This is a genomic window from Micromonospora sp. WMMD737 (assembly GCF_049179055.1).
Taxonomy (GTDB): Bacteria; Actinomycetota; Actinomycetes; order Mycobacteriales; family Micromonosporaceae; genus Micromonospora; species Micromonospora reichwaldensis.
Genome location: NZ_JBMHMH010000001.1, coordinates 3,454,216 through 3,473,883, shown reverse-complemented (window position 1 = coordinate 3,473,883; position 19,668 = coordinate 3,454,216). Strand labels below are relative to the sequence as shown.

At 65.9% G+C, this 19,668-nt stretch carries 17 protein-coding genes; 8 read left to right on the top strand and 9 right to left on the bottom strand.

Annotated features, from left to right (window positions below; genetic code table 11):
• Positions 1 to 42: 42 nt before the first annotated feature.
• Both ACN27A_RS14825 and ACN27A_RS14820 read left to right on the top strand, forming a co-directional pair.
• Complete coding sequence (locus tag ACN27A_RS14825) at positions 43 to 1,179, top strand: ISAs1 family transposase (RefSeq protein ID WP_421453662.1); 1,137 nt, start codon at positions 43 to 45, stop codon at positions 1,177 to 1,179.
• A 296-nt stretch (positions 1,180 to 1,475) separates the two neighbouring features.
• Positions 1,476 to 5,216 (top strand): NB-ARC domain-containing protein, encoded by a 3,741-nt coding sequence (locus tag ACN27A_RS14820; protein WP_421453659.1) that lies wholly within the window; start codon positions 1,476 to 1,478, stop codon positions 5,214 to 5,216.
• A gap of 44 nt (positions 5,217 to 5,260) precedes the next feature.
• Here the strand turns inward: ACN27A_RS14820 and ACN27A_RS14815 are convergent, their stop codons facing one another.
• The 9 genes from ACN27A_RS14815 to ACN27A_RS14775 all read right to left on the bottom strand — a co-directional run bounded on the left by ACN27A_RS14815 (position 5,261) and on the right by ACN27A_RS14775 (position 12,500).
• Entirely contained in the window at positions 5,261 to 5,569 is a 309-nt protein-coding gene (locus tag ACN27A_RS14815) for a transposase (protein ID WP_421453656.1), read from the bottom strand.
• An 8-nt stretch (positions 5,570 to 5,577) separates the two neighbouring features.
• Positions 5,578 to 5,862 (bottom strand): transposase, encoded by a 285-nt coding sequence (locus ACN27A_RS14810; RefSeq protein ID WP_421453653.1) that lies wholly within the window; start codon positions 5,860 to 5,862, stop codon positions 5,578 to 5,580.
• 345 nt (positions 5,863 to 6,207) lie between these two features.
• Positions 6,208 to 7,026, bottom strand: coding sequence for a hypothetical protein (locus ACN27A_RS14805; protein WP_421453651.1), 819 nt, complete (start codon positions 7,024 to 7,026; stop codon positions 6,208 to 6,210).
• On the bottom strand, positions 7,017 to 8,018 hold the full coding sequence (locus ACN27A_RS14800; protein WP_421453648.1) for a helix-turn-helix domain-containing protein: 1,002 nt from the start codon (positions 8,016 to 8,018) through the stop codon (positions 7,017 to 7,019). The genes ACN27A_RS14805 and ACN27A_RS14800 overlap by 10 nt, the downstream gene beginning before the upstream one ends.
• A 35-nt stretch (positions 8,019 to 8,053) precedes the next feature.
• Positions 8,054 to 8,512: a PPC domain-containing DNA-binding protein gene (locus ACN27A_RS14795; protein WP_421453645.1), complete on the bottom strand. Its 459-nt coding sequence runs from the start codon at positions 8,510 to 8,512 to the stop codon at positions 8,054 to 8,056.
• Entirely contained in the window at positions 8,505 to 9,590 is a 1,086-nt protein-coding gene (locus tag ACN27A_RS14790; protein WP_421453642.1) for an asparaginase, read from the bottom strand. Before ACN27A_RS14790 ends, ACN27A_RS14795 begins: the two co-directional genes overlap by 8 nt.
• Before the next feature lie 41 nt (positions 9,591 to 9,631).
• Positions 9,632 to 11,158: an XRE family transcriptional regulator gene (locus ACN27A_RS14785; RefSeq protein WP_421453639.1), complete on the bottom strand. Its 1,527-nt coding sequence runs from the start codon at positions 11,156 to 11,158 to the stop codon at positions 9,632 to 9,634.
• A 239-nt stretch (positions 11,159 to 11,397) separates the two neighbouring features.
• Positions 11,398 to 11,616: a DUF397 domain-containing protein gene (locus tag ACN27A_RS14780; RefSeq protein ID WP_151454188.1), complete on the bottom strand. Its 219-nt coding sequence runs from the start codon at positions 11,614 to 11,616 to the stop codon at positions 11,398 to 11,400.
• Positions 11,613 to 12,500 (bottom strand): helix-turn-helix domain-containing protein, encoded by an 888-nt coding sequence (locus ACN27A_RS14775; RefSeq protein ID WP_421453637.1) that lies wholly within the window; start codon positions 12,498 to 12,500, stop codon positions 11,613 to 11,615. Before ACN27A_RS14775 ends, ACN27A_RS14780 begins: the two co-directional genes overlap by 4 nt.
• Before the next feature lie 498 nt (positions 12,501 to 12,998).
• On the opposite strand from ACN27A_RS14775, the gene ACN27A_RS14770 reads away from it, so the two are divergent.
• The 6 genes from ACN27A_RS14770 to ACN27A_RS14745 are packed head-to-tail and all read left to right on the top strand — an operon-like array spanning position 12,999 to position 19,606.
• A complete protein-coding gene (locus ACN27A_RS14770; RefSeq protein WP_421458471.1) occupies positions 12,999 to 15,518 on the top strand; it encodes a nitrate- and nitrite sensing domain-containing protein in 2,520 nt (839 codons plus the stop codon).
• Complete coding sequence (locus ACN27A_RS14765) at positions 15,518 to 15,931, top strand: roadblock/LC7 domain-containing protein (RefSeq protein ID WP_421453634.1); 414 nt, start codon at positions 15,518 to 15,520, stop codon at positions 15,929 to 15,931. Before ACN27A_RS14770 ends, ACN27A_RS14765 begins: the two co-directional genes overlap by 1 nt.
• A gap of 11 nt (positions 15,932 to 15,942) precedes the next feature.
• A complete protein-coding gene (locus tag ACN27A_RS14760; RefSeq protein ID WP_421453631.1) occupies positions 15,943 to 16,536 on the top strand; it encodes a hypothetical protein in 594 nt (197 codons plus the stop codon).
• Positions 16,533 to 17,864: an ABC transporter substrate-binding protein gene (locus ACN27A_RS14755; protein WP_421453629.1), complete on the top strand. Its 1,332-nt coding sequence runs from the start codon at positions 16,533 to 16,535 to the stop codon at positions 17,862 to 17,864. Before ACN27A_RS14760 ends, ACN27A_RS14755 begins: the two co-directional genes overlap by 4 nt.
• A gap of 18 nt (positions 17,865 to 17,882) precedes the next feature.
• Positions 17,883 to 18,695, top strand: a complete 813-nt coding sequence (locus ACN27A_RS14750; protein WP_421453627.1) for a class I SAM-dependent methyltransferase — start codon at positions 17,883 to 17,885, stop codon at positions 18,693 to 18,695.
• Between the two features lie 32 nt (positions 18,696 to 18,727).
• Complete coding sequence (locus tag ACN27A_RS14745) at positions 18,728 to 19,606, top strand: branched-chain amino acid ABC transporter permease (protein WP_421453624.1); 879 nt, start codon at positions 18,728 to 18,730, stop codon at positions 19,604 to 19,606.
• Positions 19,607 to 19,668: the final 62 nt, after the last annotated feature.

Here is a 19,668-nt window from a genome sequence, read left to right as displayed (position 1 = left end):
AAGTGAGTCATGCCCGCCCTGCCATCATCGCTGATCTCGTCTGTGTCCAGCACACCGGATGTCACCGTGCCCGAGGCCGCTGCTGGACTGCCCGCAGCGCTGGCCGACCTGCCGGATCCCCGCGCCCGCCGCGGTGTCCGGCACCGGCTGGCAGTCGTGGTGACCGCGGCGGTCTGTGCCGTGGCGGCCGGCTACCGCTCCTACACCGCGATCGCCGAGTGGGTCGCCGACGTCCCGGCTGCGACCGCGCTCGCGCTGGGCATCGCCCCGGACCGGCGCCCGTCGGAGGCGATGATCCGCCGGTTGTTACAGGCCCTGGACCCGGACCTGCTCACCGCGGCCGTCAGCGGCTGGCTCGCCAGCCGGACCACAGCCACACCGTCAGCGGATAGGCGGGCGATCGCGGTCGACGGCAAGGCCCTGCGCGGCTCCCGCACCACCAGCACTGCGGCCCGGCACGTCCTGGCCGCCTGCGACCAGTCCACCGGAGTGGTACTGGCCAGCACCGACGTCGACGGCAAGACCAACGAGATCACCCGCTTCGCACCGCTACTGGACCAGATCGGCGACCTCCGCGACACCGTGATCACCGTCGACGCCCTGCACTGCCAACGCGACCACGTCGCCTACCTGGCCGAACGCGACGCCCACTGGATCCTCACCGTCAAAGGCAACCAGCCCAGCCTGCACGCCCAACTCGCCAGCCTGCCCTGGCGAGCCGTCCCGGATGCCACCCGCGACACCGACCGCGGCCACGGCCGCCGCGAGATCCGCACCTGCAAGATCCTGACGATCTCCACCGGGATCGAGTTCCCGCACGCCGCCCAGGCCCTGCAGATCCGCCGCCGCAGACGCCGCCTCGACCAGCCAAAACGCTTCACCACCGAGACCGTCTACGCCATCACCGACCTGCGCGTGCACCAAGCCAGCCCCGCCCAACTGGCCGGATGGATCCGTGGTCACTGGTCAATAGAGAACAAGGTCCACTGGGTGCGAGACGTCACCTACGACGAAGACCGATCCCAGATCCGCACCGGCAGCGGACCACAAGTCATGGCCGCCCTCCGCAACGCCGCCATCGGCGCACTCCGCACCGCCGGCATCACCAACATCGCCGCCGCGAACCGGCATCACGCCCGCGACAGCACCCGCCCGCTGGCACTACTCGGCATCACCTGACGACTTTGCCGGGGCCCTGGCCCTGACGGTGCCATCGCCGCTGCAGTTATCCAAGGCGTGCCCGAAGGGACTCGAACCCCTAACCTTCTGATCCGTAGGCGGGGGCGGTGACGACGAGGGCGAGGCAGCCGCTGGGGCACAGTAGCCGCGGGCACGCAGTAGTTGCCGCGCAGTACTAAGGTGTTTGGACTGGGTAATCATGGTCGACCGCCCTTAAGGCCGGCCACACTACTGATTCGTCGCTTTGGGAGGTTCGGGTGGGTAGGCGGCGCTGGATCAGGTCAGGCATTGCGTTCATGCTGCCAATCGCAGTTCTGCTCGTCGCCAACCTGTCAGGCTTCGCCATCAATATTCTCTCGTCCGGCGACAAGCAACTACCCAATGTCTTGGATTTCATTGTCCAAGAGCCGTTGATCTCTATTGCCGCATTGACGATCGCGGGTTCGCTCCTCGCTGTCGTCTCCGTGCGATCGCAGGGGCCGGCGATCGAAGGGCAGGGAGATCCACCACCACCTGCGATGCACGACCCGCCTGGATGGGTGGTGGGGCGGCCGAAAGAAGTGGAAGAGATTGTGCGGGGCCTTACTCGAAGCGATGGTCGCGCAGTTGGAATTACGACTGCGCTCCACGGAGCCGGAGGTTTCGGTAAGACCACTCTGGCCACGGTGGTTTGTTCGGACAGGCGAATAAAGAAACGGTTCAAGAATCGCATTTATCAAATAACATTAGGGCGTGACCTCCGCTCGTCAGAAGCAATCGCTGGACGAGTGAATGACGCCATTCATTTGATCACAGGTGAGAGAACAACTTATGCGGATCCGAGGCTTGCTGGACAACACCTCGGCAGGGCGTTAGATGCTCGCCCAAAGATGCTGCTTCTCATTGACGATGTCTGGAACGACGACCAGGTTGCTCCCTTCCTGGTAAACGGATCAAAGTGTGCACGACTGATCACCACACGCCTGCCAGCCGTTCTTCCGTCGCAGGCGATCGCCATCAGGGTCGACCAGATGTCTCCAGCGCAAGCTCGCCAGCTTCTGACATGGGAGCTTCCTCCTATGGAGCCAAGGACCTTGCGCGGGTTGCTGTCGGCAACCGGGCGCTGGCCGCTACTTCTTCGGTTGGTAAACCGTGTCCTCGCAGATGAGTTGACCCATCGTCGGGATCCATCGGAGGTCGCTGCCGAGGTTCTATGTCTCCTACAAGATGGCGGGCCTGCTCAGGTTGACCTTATTGCCAAGGATGTCGTGGAACTTGACCTGAACGTGCCTGAGCAGCGATCAAGAGCAGTGCGCGCGACGATCGAGGCGAGCACTAAACTCCTTACTAAAGATGGTGCTCGACGATTGGCAGAGTTGAGCATATTTGCCGAGGATGAAGTGATCCCGATTGAGGTCATTGGCAAATTGTGGGCCAGCACGGCAGGGCTCTCGGCACTTCAGACGCGATCACTATGTCGCCGTATGATGAACTTGGCACTTCTGAACGTGGCATCTCAAGGCGACGATGCGCTTTCCATGCACGATGTTGTGCGGGACTTCCTTCGTGCGGAGTTGGGTGCATCGGAGCTGCGCGCACTTAATGGTAAGTTCGTAGACGCAATTGCCGAAGGACTCCCCATCGTCAGCACGCCTGGTGAAGGCCCTGCGCAGACGCAGTGGTGGGATCTCAGTAATCGAGACCACTATTTGTGGGAGCACATAATTAGCCACTTGGTAGCAGCTAACCGCTCGTCAGACGCAGCTGCAATAGCCACTAACCTTCGGTGGGTTGGAGAACGGCTCATACGCTTTGGGCCAGCCGCGCCGTACAGTGACTTATCGCTAATAGATTCGAAGCATTTCTGGCCCGGCGCGGTCGCCCAGGCGTACGGCGGTGCTAGCCAACTTCGCGCAGATTTGGCTCGTGCGTCGCATCTCTTGCAACCTACTGAACCCCGAGAAGCGTTAGTCGACGTTCTCCACAGCAGACTCGGCGATAGCTCTGGCTGGAAAAAGCAAGTCCAATCTCTCCGACATGCTCTCGACCGACCTCGCCTCGTGAACGCATTGCCCCTGCCAGACCTCCCGCACCCGGCGATGCGACGGACACTTGTTGACCATGTTGGGGCCGTGTTGGGAGTGGTGACTTCGTCGGATGGCGACTGGTTTGTGACGGCTGGTGAAGATGGAAAGGTTCGCCTATGGGATAGCTCATCAGGTCAGGCGAAAGTTCTCTTCAACGGAGAGGCGCGCTCGATATCCACCGTTTCGGTAGCGGCTAGCGGCATGTGGATAGCTATTGCCGGATCAGATAGCGTGCAGCTGCGCGATGTGGAAGGTGGTCAACTTCTGGCACAACTTCGAGCACAGCCAGGGGCATTTAGGCTTGTCGCCTGTTCTCCTGATAGCCGATGGCTCCTGACGGCTGGGAGCCACCCGGAGGCACTCGTATGGGACGCCACGCAAGGGAGTCTTATCCACAAACTGTCAGGCCATGCTGCCACAGTTAGCGCAATAGCGGTCTCGCCCGACGGATCGTGGGTGGCAACAAGCAGTGGCTGTACGGCCCGCATTTGGAACGCTCAAGATGGAAGCCTCGTTACTACCCTGAGCGCCCACCGAGGCGAAGTCACCTGCTTAGCCTTCTCGGCCGACGGGAGGTTATTTGCGAGCGGTGGGCGGGCCGAGGCTGTCAAAGTTTGGCACACGCGGTCCTGGGAACCTCATCTCAGCCTCTCTCCGCACTCGGGCTGGGTAACGATGATCAGATTTGCCGCGGACGGAACCTGGATCGCGACTGCCGATCAGGAGCACGTGAGGCTGTGGGACCTTACAGAAGAAGGTAGGAAGGTTCCCTTAGAGAAGGCTGACAGTAGGGCGGTTGCCCTTCACTCGTCTTCTGACTCTCGCTTTCTGGCAGCAGCGGGACAGGATGCGGTGATACGGGTATGGGACACGCAGAAGCGGAACCTCTTAGCTAGCCTCCAGGGCCATTCAGACGACATAACAGCAGTTCGGTTTGCCCCCGATGCCACGTGGATGGTGTCGGCTAGCCGCGATGGCACTGTTCGCACCTGGGATATGGAAGCTGCCGAAGAACGAGCGCCAATCGCTGCTGAGGCGGGACTTGCGACCATCAGTCCCGCGCCAGAGGAGATGTGGGTTGTCACCACAGGTCAACATGGCGGCGCTCAAATTTGGAATACCTCCAGCGGCCGGAGCCTCGGCACCATCATCCACGAAAAGGAGTTACCAGGAGAGAGACTGCGACCGGCTAAACTTCGCCCGACGGGGCCCACCCGGGATGCGGTTGTGGTCAATGGCATGATTGCCACAATTGGGCGAGGGCAAATTGTGCGGTTATGGAACAAATCTACCCGCCTCCAAGCGGAGTTCAGTTTTAACAAGGACAGTAGCCCTGAAATCAGATCTCTGGCAGCAGACCCAAACGGTGTATGGCTCGCGGCGGTTGACTCTGAGCGAAGCCTCCGGGTCTGGGATATTAGCGCGGACCGATCTGCAGTGAAGAACCTCGATCAGGCTCTGGGTCTCAAGAGGACGACTGACGGCAAGATACTATTAGCTGTGGCTTCCTCCCGTCTTATCGTCAGTGACAGCAAAAACTCGCTCCAAGTCTGGGATCTGGTCGCTGAATCCATGCTTGAAAAAATCGACATACCAGGCCAACCTGACTCGATTTCAGTATCCTCAGATGCGGCGTGGGCGGCTACGACATACGGAACGGAGTCGGTTGGTCTGCACAAAATCGATCAGCCTTCGGCCGAGGTTACACTTCGCTGTGCTGGCCCGGTGACATCTACCTCTTTCTCGCCTACCGGTTCTTATCTTGCGGCCGTTACAAGCAAAGGGACGCTCGAAGTGTTTGCTACGGACAACGGGGCAAAGCGTGCTTTTATGAGAGTTGACGGAAGTCTTTCTTGTGCTGCGTGGCTTCCCCGATCTAGCGCAATTGCTGTCGGGGGTTTGCGAGGGCTCTACTTGTTCGAGTACCAGGACAACAAACTGCCTAGCAGTACGACGGCCATGAGCGAATGACGGGGCCGTGACTGCCGCATCTGAGAGAGCGTTTCGCATGTCTGTTAGTCGGGTGTGTTGAAGGTTCGGCGTTGTTGGCGGGTGGCGGGTCCGCCTCGGGTGAGATGGCTGAGCATGCCGGCGACGGCGGCCCAGCGGATCATGGCTTCGGAGGTGGCGGGGCGGGTTTCGTAGTCGCGGGCCAGCCGTCGGTGGGCGGTCAGCCAGGCCAGGGTCCTCTCCACCACCCAGCGGCGGCGGTGCACGACGAACCCTTGCTGGTCGGCGGGTTTCTGCACGATTTCCAGAGTGGTGCGCAGGATGTCGCGGGTCCATTCAACCAGACGGCCGGCGAACCCGGAGTCGGCGAACACGTGCCGGATCAGGTCGCCGCGTACGTGGCGAGTAGGGCTCCCTTCGCGCCGTCGCGGTCCTGCCAGGCGGCGGCCAGGATCCACACGGTGACCAGCAGGCCCAGTGTGTCGGTGACGATGAACCGCTTGCGGCCGTTGATCTTTTTCCCGCTGTCGTAGCCACGAGTGTCGTGGTGCACGGTGTCCGCGGCCTGCACGCTCTGGGAGTCGATGATCATCGCTTTCGGCACGGACTGCCGGTCGTGAGCCAGGCGGACATCTTCCCGCAGCTCGGTGAGGATCCGCTCGGTCACCCCCCGGTTCCACTGCGGCGACGGCAGCATCGGCTCGACGAACTTTACTCGGCATCGGTCAGGTCAGACGGATACCGCCGCACTTGATACATGTCCGTCTATCGAGTAGGTCCGGCCCATCGATCGCGCCCACTGTGCGAAACACCCGACCAACACATATCCCACACGCGCTCTAGCTGGTAGTGATTCCACTATTTCGCCGCGGCCCGAGCGGACCTCGCCGCCCGGTGGCACCGGCATTTTCACGCCCTTGTCTCGCCCGCCACCAGCAACCCTTGGTTCTCCACAAACGAGTAGATGGCTGCCGCATCCGCGCATCTGTAGCTGGCCCACTTATCCGGAGCCTTAACGGAAGTCGCAGTAGACGACCGTGGCATCGTCATGGATCTTTCCCCTTGGCCATCGAAGACCACGAGGGTCGCCATTTTCGGCATCACGGACCTTGTGCAGCAAGGCTGGGCAACCGGCGGTGCGCACCAACTCGGCCAGCTCGTCCCAGGTCATTAGTCCGAATCTGTCTGCAGGACGGCTGGCGCCGTCACTCAGGAGTAGAAGCGATTCGACTCGACTTCTATCTACCTCTCCGGTTAGCGCCTCAGATGCTGCCTGCGGATCTGCGGCAGCGACCCAGAATCCGCCTGGATGGTTCCGGTACGCACGAAGGGTCTCGACGTATGTACGACGGGCGTCATCGTGGGCGGCCGTGTCAGCGGGAACCGCATCCATGGCGCTGCGGTGGCGACGTCCAGTGTCCGCTTCCCGTCCATCACTGATGACATGTCGCTTGCCCAGTTCGTTGATGACGAGCACCGAGTCCGCCAGCACGAGGTATCGCAGGCGGGGCCCATCGATGTCGACCATGACGACGGTCGATGATGGGGTACCTGGGTGATTTAGGTCGCAAGTTTTGTTGTGAGCCGCAGCGACGTGGTCTATAGCGTCGGCTAGGACCTGCACGAGGCCCGACGAGTGTTGGTGCGCCAATCCGGCGATGAGTTCAGCGCCAAGTCGGCGTACATACCAGGCAACTCCGTGAATGCAGCCGCCATCGTCGACGCCAGACAGTCCAGCGCCGTCGAGCAGGACGACAGCGTTTCCGGTCGCTGCGGCGAAGTCTTCGTTCTGGTGGCCGGGGGCGGGTTCGGTTGCGATCGTTACGCGCATGGTGCTGGGGCTCCCTCATGCCAGTACACGGGAGTTAGTCGGTCTACGCGCACCGGTTCTCCTGTGTCTGGGGAAAATTGCGTGCCGACGAGCATCGAGAAGCAGTGCTCCGCTGTCTCCCGATGCAGCTCGTGGATTGTGGTAGTTATCAGATGGACGACGCCGAGAGAGCCTTGCGGATGTATGCCGGTGAATATTATGAGTGTTCCTTTGCCGTCGAGGCGGGGAAGGCGGCCGAGGTATGCGACGTCCCAATTCCTGGCGGGTGTTTCATCCAGGCCGGAACGATGCACAAGACCGGTCTCGTTGTCACGCAGGGTCCAGATTCCGCTCGGGGTCGGCTCGAACCGTATGCGTGGGTCTTGGTCGAGGATGGCGGCGGTCCGTCGAGACAGCCTAGGCCCGCAGATGACGACTAGGTTCCCTCGATTGAGATCGACCTCGCCGCCAATTGGAACGGTTTCGAATCGCGTGTCGAGCGCGAGCGTCTTGGCGAGATCGCCGAGACGTTGCGCGCCGACGACGTCCTCTAGAGCTACAACTGGCCGGGCGCGGACGGCCTCTTGCTTCAAGGGGGTGATTATGGTTACCGAGCCGTAGCCGAGGAGCGTAGAAGCCGAAAATTCGTTGATCCTGCTCTGGGGCGCGGCCAGCTGCGGCGCGCGCATGGCTGCACTCCAAGTCGTGCGTCGTGCAATGTACAAGCCGAGGTCGACGTCGTGCGTGACGCCCAAGACATGTCGCAGGGCGGCACGGCGCTCGGGGCTGGGCCAGCGATGTTCCCCACGTTCCAGCTTGCCTACCCAGCGGCGGTCGACGTAGTGGGCGCTGAGGTCTCGTTCGGGGTAGAGCTGCGAGAGGGCGGAGTTGATGAGATCAGCCAACTCGGCCCGAGACATGGGCTGCTCGGGTCGCCGTGGTGATGGAAGCCGTTCACGGGCCTCAGAGAGCAGCGTGTTGGGCGTGATGACGGTGTCGGGATGGCGGGCCACCTTGTACCTCCCTCCGAAGCCCGGTCCGGGGGCGCTTAGTTGAGATGTAGTTGTGGAACGTCGTGAAGGCCAGGGTTTGGTAGTCGACGCATGGCGGGTGAAGCGACCTCGATGATGAGCATTTCGGTGAGAAATTGGACGGTGGCGTCCAGTAGGTGGCTGGTGTGAGCGGTAGCGCTGTGTTCCTTGAGTCCTGCGGTGATGTGGATGTGCGGGAGGATCTTCTGGTTGGTGTCGTCCCAGGCGATGGTGCCGCCGCCGAGTGCTTCTACGTTGGTGAGGTCGACGTGGGTCCAGACGGGGGCGTCGGGATTGTCGAGGCGTTGACAGGTGCCGACGATCTTGGCGGTTGACAGGCCGGCGATGAACATCGGGATGTAGCCCTGTTTGATGTCGTGGGCGCGGCAGGCGTCGCCGAGGGCTGTGAAGAAGTCGTCGCCGTGATCGAAGACCACGCCAATCATGCGTCCTGGGGTGAGGTTGTGGCTACGCATGCGCTGCTGGGGCCTCCGGTCGATCGGCGGTCTGGAATGGGCTGGGCCAGGGCCACGAGGACGGTTCGGCGCGGTTGCCGGCGACGGCGAATGCGGTGGCGATCTCCTGCGGGTTGGTCTGTGCGGCGAGAAGGGCACGGAGCAGGATGCGGGCCTTGTAGGGGTGCAGCCAGCCGGCGGGGATGAGTCCGCGGGTGAGGAGGTCTCGTTCGGATCCGGGGAAGCCGTAGGTGTGGGTGAGTGTTGGGCCGGCCGGGGTGCGGGAGGTGAGGACGATCGGGATGTGCGCGGCGAGGGTGGTGAGCGGGTCGACGAGGGGTTCGGGTACGTGGCCGACTCCGAAGCCTGCAATGACGAGGCCGTCGCAGCGGTCGGCGATGGCGTTGAGGAGGGCCGGGTCGTCGTCGAGGCTGACCGTGTAGAGGCCGACGCGGGGGCGCTCGTCTTGGTGCGGGGTGGGGATGGTGAGTCGGTACGACACGTGGGTCAGTAGCTGCGCGGTGCCTTCCACCACGTAGCCGATGGGGCCGGTGTCCGGTGAGCGGAAGGTGCCGCCGTGGGTGGAGTGGGTCTTGGCGACCCGGCGGGCAGCGTGGATTTCGTCGGCGAGGACGACGAGGCAGCCCTGGTCGCGCGTGGTGGGGGAGGCGGCGGTCTGGATCGCGGCGAGGAGGTTGGCGGGTCCGTCCGCGCCGGCGAGGGTGGGGTTGCGCATCGCACCGGTGACGACCAGGGGTTCGGGGCGGTGGTGCAGCAGGTCGAGCAGGTAGGCGGTTTCCTCGATGGTGTCGGTGCCTTGGGTGACGACGACGCCGGTGGCGCCGGCGGCGAGTTCGCGGGTCGCCGCTGCAGCGAGCGCGGTGATGTCAGCGAAGGTGAGGGAGGCGCCGGGGCGGCGGCGGAAGTCGACCACCTTGATGTCGATTCCGGTCGTGGCCAGTCCGGGTACGGCGTCGACCAGGTCGCGAGCGGACAGAGTGGGGCTGACGCCGTCGCCGGTGCCGCTGGTCATGGCGATCGTGCCGCCAAGACCGAACACGACGACGTTCGGCACGAGTTCTGGCGGGGTCGGGGACACGATCGTTCCTTCCGGCGGTCGCGGCGGGTGCGGGAAGCCTATTACGGCATGGTGCCGATGAAGCGGCATGCCTGGTCGACGCCGTCGAGGGAGAGTAGTCGGCTGCGGGGCTCGGCGAGTCCGGCGAAACCGTATTGGCCGAGGTCGGCGCAGCGGCCTTGCAGCCAGTGCCAGTCGAGGCTCAGATGGTCGGCCAGGTGGCGGAGCCGTCCGCCGGGGGTGTCGCTAGCGGTCACGGAGTGAGCTAGCACGTCGCCGAGAGCGTCACGGTAGGTGGCGATGGTGTGGGAGTCGTCGGTGACATCGACGTGCCAGACGTCATCGGCGCGAATCCAGGTGGCCATGATTGCGCGTCTCTTGTCCATGACAAGGCCGGGCAGCGTGGTGTACTCCGGGTCATCGGTGACCGCGGTGTGGATTCCGACGGATTCCATCAATGCCATGGCGAGCAGCAGCAGGATCCGTTCGGACATCGAGGACGCGGCTACCGCGTGCGGGGGTAGGCAGAACATCCTCGTCATCGGTTGGGAGCTGCTTTGGAACCGTTCGGCGGTGTCGCGCAGGTAGCGCAGTTTGTGGCGGAACAGCAGCCACGTGCTGGCTTCCTCCCCGCGTTGCTCCCGGGTCCAGTAGACGGGCACGTCGGACAGGACATGGCTGTGGCGGCGGATGTGGTCGGCGCAGAACGCTGATCCCATCCACAGCCGCGACACTGATTCCAGGTCCTCGGCGATGTCGTGGCTGGCGGCGGACCGGGTCAGGTGTCTGTACGGCGACGCTGCGGCTCGGGCGGCGTCCAAACGGGCGTCGTCCAGCAGCAGCGACAGGTCGAGGTTCGTTACCGCCCATATGACGCCGGTGGTGATCGCGTCGAGCTGGTACGCGCGAGGGATGAGCAAGTGGGCGTCCCGACCGGCTTCGATCAGGTGCCGATCCGCCTGTCGAGAGTCGAGCGCGAACACACCAGGACGATCCAGTGTGTCTACGTGCCCCAAGATCAGCCGCCGCTGAACCGACCGGCGCCACCCCCGGTGCGCGCCGCAAGGGGGGATGGTGGCGAGGACGCGGCCGTCGTCGACCGCTGGGTATACCTCGACGTCGATGAGCGCTCCAGGGAAGTGCTGTCCTGTCGGGACGGGGATTGTTCGGTGCACGTCACCGCTGGACAGCGCAGGCGCGCAGTGTTCGAGCTGCAGCAGACTGCCTGCGGGAAGCAGGTCGGGATGTGAACCTGACTGGGCGACCTGTTGGCGGTCCACGGCGTCCGGTATTCCGCTGCTGGAGCGCCGAGGGCTGTAGAGGTCGAGATCGGCATCACTTGCGGCGTCAAGGGCGAGTCGTAGCGCGGCACGCCGCTCTTCGCTGGGCCATCGGCTCTCTCCGCGTTCCAGCTTGCCAACCCATCGGTGGTCAACATACTGGGCGGTGAGGTCGTGGCCCGGGTAGAGCCGATCGAGGGCGATGTTCACGGCGTCGGCCAGCTCTGTCCGGGACATGCGCTGTCCGGGTCGCCGCGGCGACGACAAGCCCGCGCGTCTCGTCGCGAGCTGTGCGTTCGGCGTGATCACCGTCTCCGGATGACGAGGCACCGACAGACCTTCCCCGTGAACTTCGTCGGACTGCAGCAGATGGGCGCCCTAGCCGGGCGTTCTCAGTCGAGGCCGGTGACGTCCCGCGACCCACTGCTGCCATCGTGGCGACAGGGTAACGCAGCGTCAGCGCGGGCTTGGGTGGGCGTCGCCGAGACCGCAAGGCCGGCCTCGGCCGCCACGTGCCAGGAGCGGTGCCATGGAACGCTGGGGCTCTCCTACTGCTCCCGCGCGGGCACAGACGAGAAGCCGCGTCCACACACGTCCTGCGTGAAAACGCGCCACTGCTTGGGACCGAATCGCAGCACCGGTCCGGCGCTGTCCTTCGAGTCGCGTACCAGGATCGATCCGAGGGTGCTGGCGACCTCGACGCAGTTGCCGTCGTCACTGCGACTGGACTTGCGCCAGACAACCTGATCATTGAACTGGGTGGTCATACCAAGGCTCCTTTGGTGGGTGCCAGACTCTCCGCCGCGGCGCGGAGGAGACGAATGCTCGATTCGGCAGACAGTGCTGCGGCCTTGAGCCGGCCGTGCAGGCTCACATAGGGGTCCAGCTCATCAGGATCGGTGTGAATCATGTCGCGGGTCAGGGTGTCGACCGCTACAGCTTGTGAGCCGTGCGCGTCGCGATAGCGGTAGATCGAGTACGCCGATCGTGGCGCGCTGTGTCCTCGGATCGAGGTGTCGGCCGGCAGCACCTGGACGACCACGGATGGATTGTTGGTGCACACGGCGACGACATGTCGAAGTTGCTCAGCGACGACCACGGGGTCAGCGGCGCGCCGTCGGATGGCGCTTTCATCGATGACGGCGGCGTATTGCGGCCCGCCGACGGCGAGCACCAGGCTCTGGCGGCGAGCGCGGGCGGCGACTGCGGCGGCAGGGTCGAACCTGTCGCCATGACGGCCGGGTTCGCTGCGTAGCCGGGCATTGGCGAACGCTGGTGTCTGCAGTAAGCCGGGGATCAGTGAAATGGCGTACTCGGTGATTGTCTCGGTGCCGCTTTCCAGATCGGCATAGGTGGCCTGCCGGATTCCCATCCGTTCTGCGTCCGCCACCCACCATCCACGCGCCCAACCGTCGGCGGCGGCGTCCACGATCGCGGCTCGTCGGTTCACACCTACCGCGAGGTAGTCACAGATTCCGCTGACGAGATCAATATCAGGGCCGAGACGTCCGTTCTCCAACGCACTGATCTGTTGCCGTGGAAATCCCAGCGCGCGGGCGATCGACTCGCCCGTCACGCCATGCTCCTCACGCAGTCGACGGATCTCGCGTCCGAGCCATCGTCGGCGGACATACGGACTAGAGCGATTCACCGGCAGCCTCCAGGGACCACGCACGCCCGGTCGACAGTGGAGCTGACCGGGTGCGCTCACTGTAACCCCATCAATCCCTTGGTGGTGACCGGGCCGGCGGGCGGTCCGCCACTGTTTACGCAGGCCATGCACTGGTCGAACCGCAAGTCGGTACGCGAAGTCGGACCGGAGGTAGGTATTCCCAGCGTCAACCTCTGGCGGGCATGATCTTTTTGGATGGCGATTGGTTCAGCTTGGCGCTCCACTGCTGATCGGTATTGACGGTCATTCAGACGGGCGGTGCCTGCGTGTTGCTATTGATGATTGCCATTCTGGTGAGTCTGGCTGTCGGCTGGATGGCCGGAATGGTTACGTATCGAGCTTCCCGACGGTGGTGTGGCCGGTGCGGTGGTTCTCTTCGCTGCGCTGCCTGCGAACCGGCCACGATGACGGCCACCTGATTCAACAATTTCAGCAGCAAGTTTGATCACCAGCAGAACCAGGGCAGAGGTGACGGGGTTGGAGAGCGCTGCGAGACGAGGAATCGTCGCGAGGACGCGTCCGTTGGCGGACCTTCCTGTTCGGCTCAAGGCAGCACTGATTGTCGTGCCGACGGTATTGGCCGCGGTGCTCTCGACAGGGTTCGGCCTCTGGGCATCTGTTCGGGAGGCTGGGGCTACGCGGCGCGCCGGGGACATGTTCATCGCGGGTGGAGCCGCTGGCGAGGTGACGCAGCGGCTTCAGGTCGAGCGGAACGCCGCGGTGGGCCTGCTGCTGCCCGGCTCGACGGTTACTCCAGCCGCTTTCGAGCGTGCGGTTCAGGACACGGATCGTGCGGTATCGCGGTTTCACGAGCAGCGTGACCGGCTTGATGACGTCCCGGAGTCCGTGCGACTGGTGTTGACCAGGGTGGACGCCGGCTTGGTGGACGTGGGGGCGCAGCGGCAGCGGGTGCGAGGCGATGGGCTGGTGTCGTTGTCGGCGGTGGCCTTCGGTTACCGCGGGGTAATCGCTGATCTTGATGACTTGCTGCCCGCGGTGGCGCAGAGCGGCGTTACTCCTCAGCTCGCTGACGAGATGCGCGCGGCGGTGGCGTTGTCGCGGGCTCGGGAGTCGGTGGGTCAGCAGCAGGTGGCGGTGTTGCAGGCGCTGGCGGCTAGGCGGTTGACCCCGGCGCTGCATGCCGAGATCGTGGCCGCGCGTTCTGCCCAGGACGAGGCGTTGCGTGAGTTTGACGCGTTGGCGCGGCCGTCGTGGCAGGCGCTGCTGGGTCGAACGCTGACTGGCCCGGACGTGCTGGCCGCCGTGCGGTTGGACGGGGCGGTGTCCGGCACGGGCGTGTATGAGCCGGTGCGGTTGGCGGGCGGTGCTGCTCAGTGGAGCCGGGTGATGACCACCCGGGCGGACCTGCTGGCCCAGGTGCAGTCGGCGGTGAACGGTGACATCGGGGCTGGCGCTGATGACCTGTGGATGGAGCAGGTTCGGTCTGCCGCGCTACAGGCCGCCGTGCTGATAGTGATGCTGGTCGTTGCTGTGGTCACCGCGGTGCGGGTGGCGCGGTCGCTGGTCGGCCAGTTGTCGTTGTTGGAACAGGGCGCGCGGCGGGTCGCGGACGTTGAGCTGCCGGGTCTGGTCCGGCGGTTGCGGGCGGCTTCGGATCCGGCGGCGGCGCAGCGGTTGGCCGAGGGTGCTGGTGGGGTGGCGGTGCCCGTCGTCGGTCGCGACGAGGTGGGACAGGTCGCTGACGCGTTCAACCTGGTGCTGCGTTCCGCAGTGGACGCGACGGTAGATCAGGCGCGGGGCCGTGCCCTGGTCAGTGCGATGATCACCTCGGTTGGGCGGCGGGTGCAAGCTCTGACGGAGCAGCTCCTAGGCAGCATTGATCTCCTTGAACGTGATGAGGAAGATCCGGATCGGCTGGGGATGGTGTTCGCCGCTGATCAGCAGGCGACTCGCCTGCGCCGCTTTGGGGCGAACCTGCTGATTGTCGCCGGTGGCGGTCCGGGTCAGTCGCAGCGGATGCCGGTTGAGTTGGGCGACCTGGTGAACGCGGCTTTGTCGGAGACCGAAGGTTTCGCCCGGATCAGTGTCGAGCGGCTGGTTGGGGTCGAGATCGACGCTCGCGCTGTCAACGCCGTCAAATCCATCCTGGCGGAGCTGCTGGACAACGCGACCCGGTTTTCCGCCAATCAGGTACGGGTGTCGGCAGCATGGTCCGGGCGCGACGTGCAGATCCTCGTGGTCGACTCCGGTCTCGGGCTGGGTGCGGAGCAGTTGAAGCGTGCCAACGCGTTGCTGGCGAGCCCGGAGGTGGAAGTCACGGTCACCGACCAGATGGGCCTGGTCGTGATCTCGCGCCTCGCCCGCGAGTTCGGGGTCCGCGTGCGCCTGAACATGACCAGACCGACTGGTATCACGGCCGAGGTGACCGTGCCGGCCGAGTACGTCACCCGAGTTCATGTGCGCGAGATTATGGTGCCCAGCCAGGTCCAGCGACGAGCCCGTCCCGAACTCGCGCCAGCACCCCAACCGGTTGCCCCGGTACAGCCTGTCGCCCCGGCGGTGCCCCGGACTGGCGACGGCTGGGCCGGTCCGACCCGGCCGTCCACGGCGGTGCCGGCGCCACCGCCGGACGCGACCATGGAATTGCCGCAGGTGCGCCGCGATCGGGCACCGCTGCTGTTGCCGGCTGGCGACTCCCGTCCGGCTGACACTCCGGTGTTCCGTGAGGTCGTGGCGCGCTCACCGTGGTTGTGGCCGCAGACCGACGACGCAGGCGGGTTTCGCACCGCAGCCGATGCGGGCTGGCAGGCGGCGGCGTCCACTGCCGAGCCGGCCACGGATGGGCGTACCGCGTCCGGTCTTCCTCGACGCCGCCCCCACGCACACGTGGTGCCCGGTGGGCTGCCGACGCAGCGCACCCGCGCCGAGCCTTCCGCACCGATCGATCCTGCGGCGATCAGAGCACAGGTCGCCGGAACGCTACGTGGCCTGCGGGCCGCGTCTGTCACCCCTCCCCTCGCGACAGGAGATCACTGATGGCCCCCACCACTACCGCCACACCCCGTAATCCGCAGCTATCGACTGTGCTGGACGGGTTGGCGCAGCAGATGCCGGCCGTGGCGCACGTCGTCGCGGTGTCTGCGGATGGGCTGCTGCTGGCCAGCACCTCCGGCCTGGAGATTGACCGGGGCGACCAGCTCGCCGCGATCGTGTCCGGTCTGGTCAGTCTGGCCCGCGGTGCCACCGATCTACTGCTGACCGGGGGTGTGCAGTTCCAACTGCTGATGATGGCCGACGGGATCCTCGTCGTGCAGCAGGTGCCCGACGGCACGTCGCTGGCCGCGCTGGCCCGCGTCGACTGCGACCCGTCGCTCGTCGCCTACCAGCTGGCGGCGCTCGCGGCACGCATCGGCGAGCAGGCAAGACCGGGACCACGCGTGGCGGGCTGACCCAGGTGCCGGTGGCGACGAGCATGGGCTTGGACCCGAGCGTGATTGACGGTCATGCCTCGACGGTCACGGTTCTGGTGACCGGCGGCCCGGGGACGGGCAAGACCTGCTTCCTGCGGGCCGCGAGCCACGGCCACGCGGTGCTGGCTGGCCAACCGGGCAGCGTGTGGGAGGCCGGCTCCGCCACCCTGCCCACCGGCGTCACCGTCGCCTTGCGTACCACCCCCGGGCAGCGGCGCTGGTGGTGGATGTGGGACCAGCTCGCCACAGGCGTCTTCGGGGCTGTGGTGCTGGTCGACTCCACTCGCCTGGCGGCCTCGTTTCCGGCGCTGGATTACCTCGACGCCCGTCGTCTGCCGTACCTGGTGGCGATCAACCGGCCCCTCGGTGGCTCGCGTAACCGCCGCGAGATCCGCGAGGCCCTGCGGGTCACCGCGCAGGTGCCAGTCCTGACCTGTGACGCCACTGAGCCCGCCTCCGTGTTGGCCGTCCTGCACCACCTCACCACCACCTCACCACCGCCGTACCCGCCACCCATGACCCGTCTTCCACGCCCCTTCCTTGCTGATCAGCGCACTCGCACGAAAGGACTCCGACTCCCGTGATCCCTCAAAACACCGCCCGCCGATCTCGGTGGCGCCTGGCTTTGGCCGCCGCCATCGCTGCCGTGCTCATCGCCGTCTCCGGATGCTCCGGGTCGAGCCTCGGCGGCTCGGACACCGCCGGTGGCGAGATCCGCATCGGCCTGATCGTGCCGAAGTCCGGCCCGTACAAGGCGATCGGCGACGATCAGGCGGCCGGGTGGCGGCTGGCCCTGGACAAGCTGGGCCGCAAACTCGGCGGCCGACCGGTCAAGGTGATCGAGGCCGACGAGGGCGACGGTAAAGCCACCGCACTCGCGTCGGCGCGCAAGCTCATCGAGCAGGACAAGGTCCTCGCCCTGGTCGGCGGCGGCACCGCGGACACGGTGCAGACCTTGTATCCGTTGTTGAAGGAGTCCGGGGTGCCGCTGATCGGCACCGGTGGTCGGCCCTCCACGGTCGCCGATCCGACGTATCTGTGGTCGACGTCGTGGCTGAGTCAGGAGACCGGTGCGTCGATCGCCGGCTACCTGCGGCAGAAGGTCGGCGACGGCCGGGTGTGGGTGATCGGCCCCGACTACATCGGCGGACGCGACCAGATCGGCGGGTTCGTCGACGCGTTCCGTAAGGCGGGCGGGAAGCTGGCCAACCCGGGCGGTGAGCCGACGTGGACGCCGTGGGCGCCGGCGCCGACGACCGAGTTCTCCCCGTACCTGACGAAGATCAAGAACTCTGGGGCGGCGGCGGTCTACACGTTCTACGCCGGCGCGTCCGCGATCGAGTTCGTCAAGCAGTACCGGCAGTACGGCGTCGATGTGCCGCTGTACGCCTCGGGATTCCTGACCGAGGGCGCTCCGCTCGCGGCTCTGGGGCAGCAGGCCAAGGGCGTCTACACCGCGCTGAACTACTCGACGACGCTGGACAACGCGGCCAACCGGGACTTCGTGCGCCGCTACATGGCGGCCAACGACGGCAAGCTGCCGAACCTTTTCCACGTCTGTTCCTGGGATGCGGCCTTCGTGCTGGACAAGGCCATCGCCGAAGCGCTCGCCCGCCCGGACGCCCCGGCGGCCACTCCCGCCGCCACGACGTCACCGGTTTCCGGTAGCCCTGTGGCGGCCAGCTCCGCCGCCCCGTCCACCGCAGCCGACGAGGCGGGCGGTGAGTTGACCTCGCGGTCGCTGCTGGCGGCGCTGTCGCGGGTCGGGTCGATCGACTCACCCCGGGGTGCCTGGCAGTTCGGGCCGACGAACCACACCCCTGTGCAGGCGTACTACCTGCGCGAGGTCGCCCAGGACGGGCAGGTGTGGGTCAACCGCACCGTGCAGACGCTCACCACCCTCGGCTCCTGATTCGGAAGGACAGACACGATGACGACGACCGCGGGCCAGCAGGCCGCCGGGTACATGTTCGACAACGCCACCGACGAAGCCAAGAATCAGCTTCGCCACCTCGGGGAGATCCTCGACGCCGGTACCCGCCGGATCCTGGTCGAGGCCGGTTTGGCGTCGGGCTGGAAGGTCACCGACGTCGGCGCCGGGGCGGGCACGCTGACCGCCTGGTTGTCCGACCAGGTCGCCCCGGGCGGGCACGTCACCGCCGTGGACCTCGATCCCCGCCACATCCCCACCGGCCCCAACATCACCGTGCGGGCTGGAGACATCCGGCACCTCAAGCTGGAGGGCTCGCAGCAGGCAGTCGTGGCACGGCTGGTGCTGATGCACCTACCCGAACGGGAGCAGGTCCTCGCCCACCTCGCCGAAGCCCTCGCTCCGGGTGGGGCGCTCGTGGTGGCCGACTGGGACTGCACCTGGCGGGACATGATCCGCCGCAGCCCCAGCCCTCGTGCCACCGAACTGCTCGAACAGTTCCAGACCGCTCTGCTCGCCTTCGGCGAGTCGCGTGGGGCAGACATGGGCTGGGCCAAACGCGCACCGGAGGCGATGCTGCGCGCCGGCCTGCACGACGTCGCCAGCCACATTGAGTCCCGGTCGTGGCGCGGCGGCACCGGCATCTGCCTGCTGCACCGCTCCAACTCCATCCAGCGCGAGGCCGAGTTGCTCGACGCCGGCATGACCCGCGAGGACCTGACCGAGCTGCGGGAGGTGCTGATGGACCCGGAGCTGGTGCTGTCGGGCTACCTCATGCACACCACCGTCGGCTACCGCACCACGCGGGCCTGACCGGCGAAACCACGAGAGGAAGGGGGAGTGCCGTGGGCTTGAGCGGGCTCGTCAACGCCTACACGATCACCGCGTTGGATGGTGTCGCGTACGGGTTGCTGCTGTTCACCATCTCAGCCGGCCTGACGTTGATCTTCGGCGTGGCCGGAGTCTTCTCCATGGCTCACGGCACCCTCTACCTCGCCGGTGCCTACCTCGCCTGGCACCTCGCCGACGGCGGCTGGACCGGGCTCGCCCTCGCCCTCGCCGCCGCCGTCCTGCTCGGCACCCTCGGGGGAGCGGGTCTCGCCGTGGCGGTGCGCCCGCTGACCGATCGGCCCCTCGATCAGGTACTGGCGACCCTCGGCATCGCCCACATCGCCGCCGACCAGTTCAGCACGATCTTCGGCGCCGAACCGCGCTCGGTCGACCCGCCCCGGGCGGTCGCCGGCTCGCTGAGCCTCGGCGCTTTCCAGTATCCGATCTACCGGCTGCTGTTCATCGCGGTCGGCCTCGCGGTGGTGGCGGCGCTGTTCTGGATCGTCGAGCGGTCCCGCGTCGGAGCGGTCGTGCGGGCGGTGGTCGCCGATGCGGGCATGGCCGCCGCCACCGGCCTGCGCACGAGCGCCGTCCGGACCGGGGTGTTGGTGGGTGGGGGAGTCCTTGCCGTGACCGCCGGGGTTCTCGGCGCGCCGGTCATCGGCCCCTCGCCGGGGGTGGACACCACCATCCTGGTCTACTCGCTGATCGTCTGCGTCGTCGGCGGACTCGGCAGCATCCGCGGCGCACTGCTCGCCGCCCTCGGCGTCGGGCAGATCCTCACCCTCGGCGTCGCCCTCGTCCCTGGGGCTGCCGCGTTCATCCTCGCCGCCGCGATGCTCGCCGCACTCACCATCCGCCAGCGCACCGCACTGCCGGGACGGCCCGCATGACCACCACCCTCACCTCCATCCCTGCCCCCGCGCCCCCTGGCACCTCGACCCGCCGGCCATTT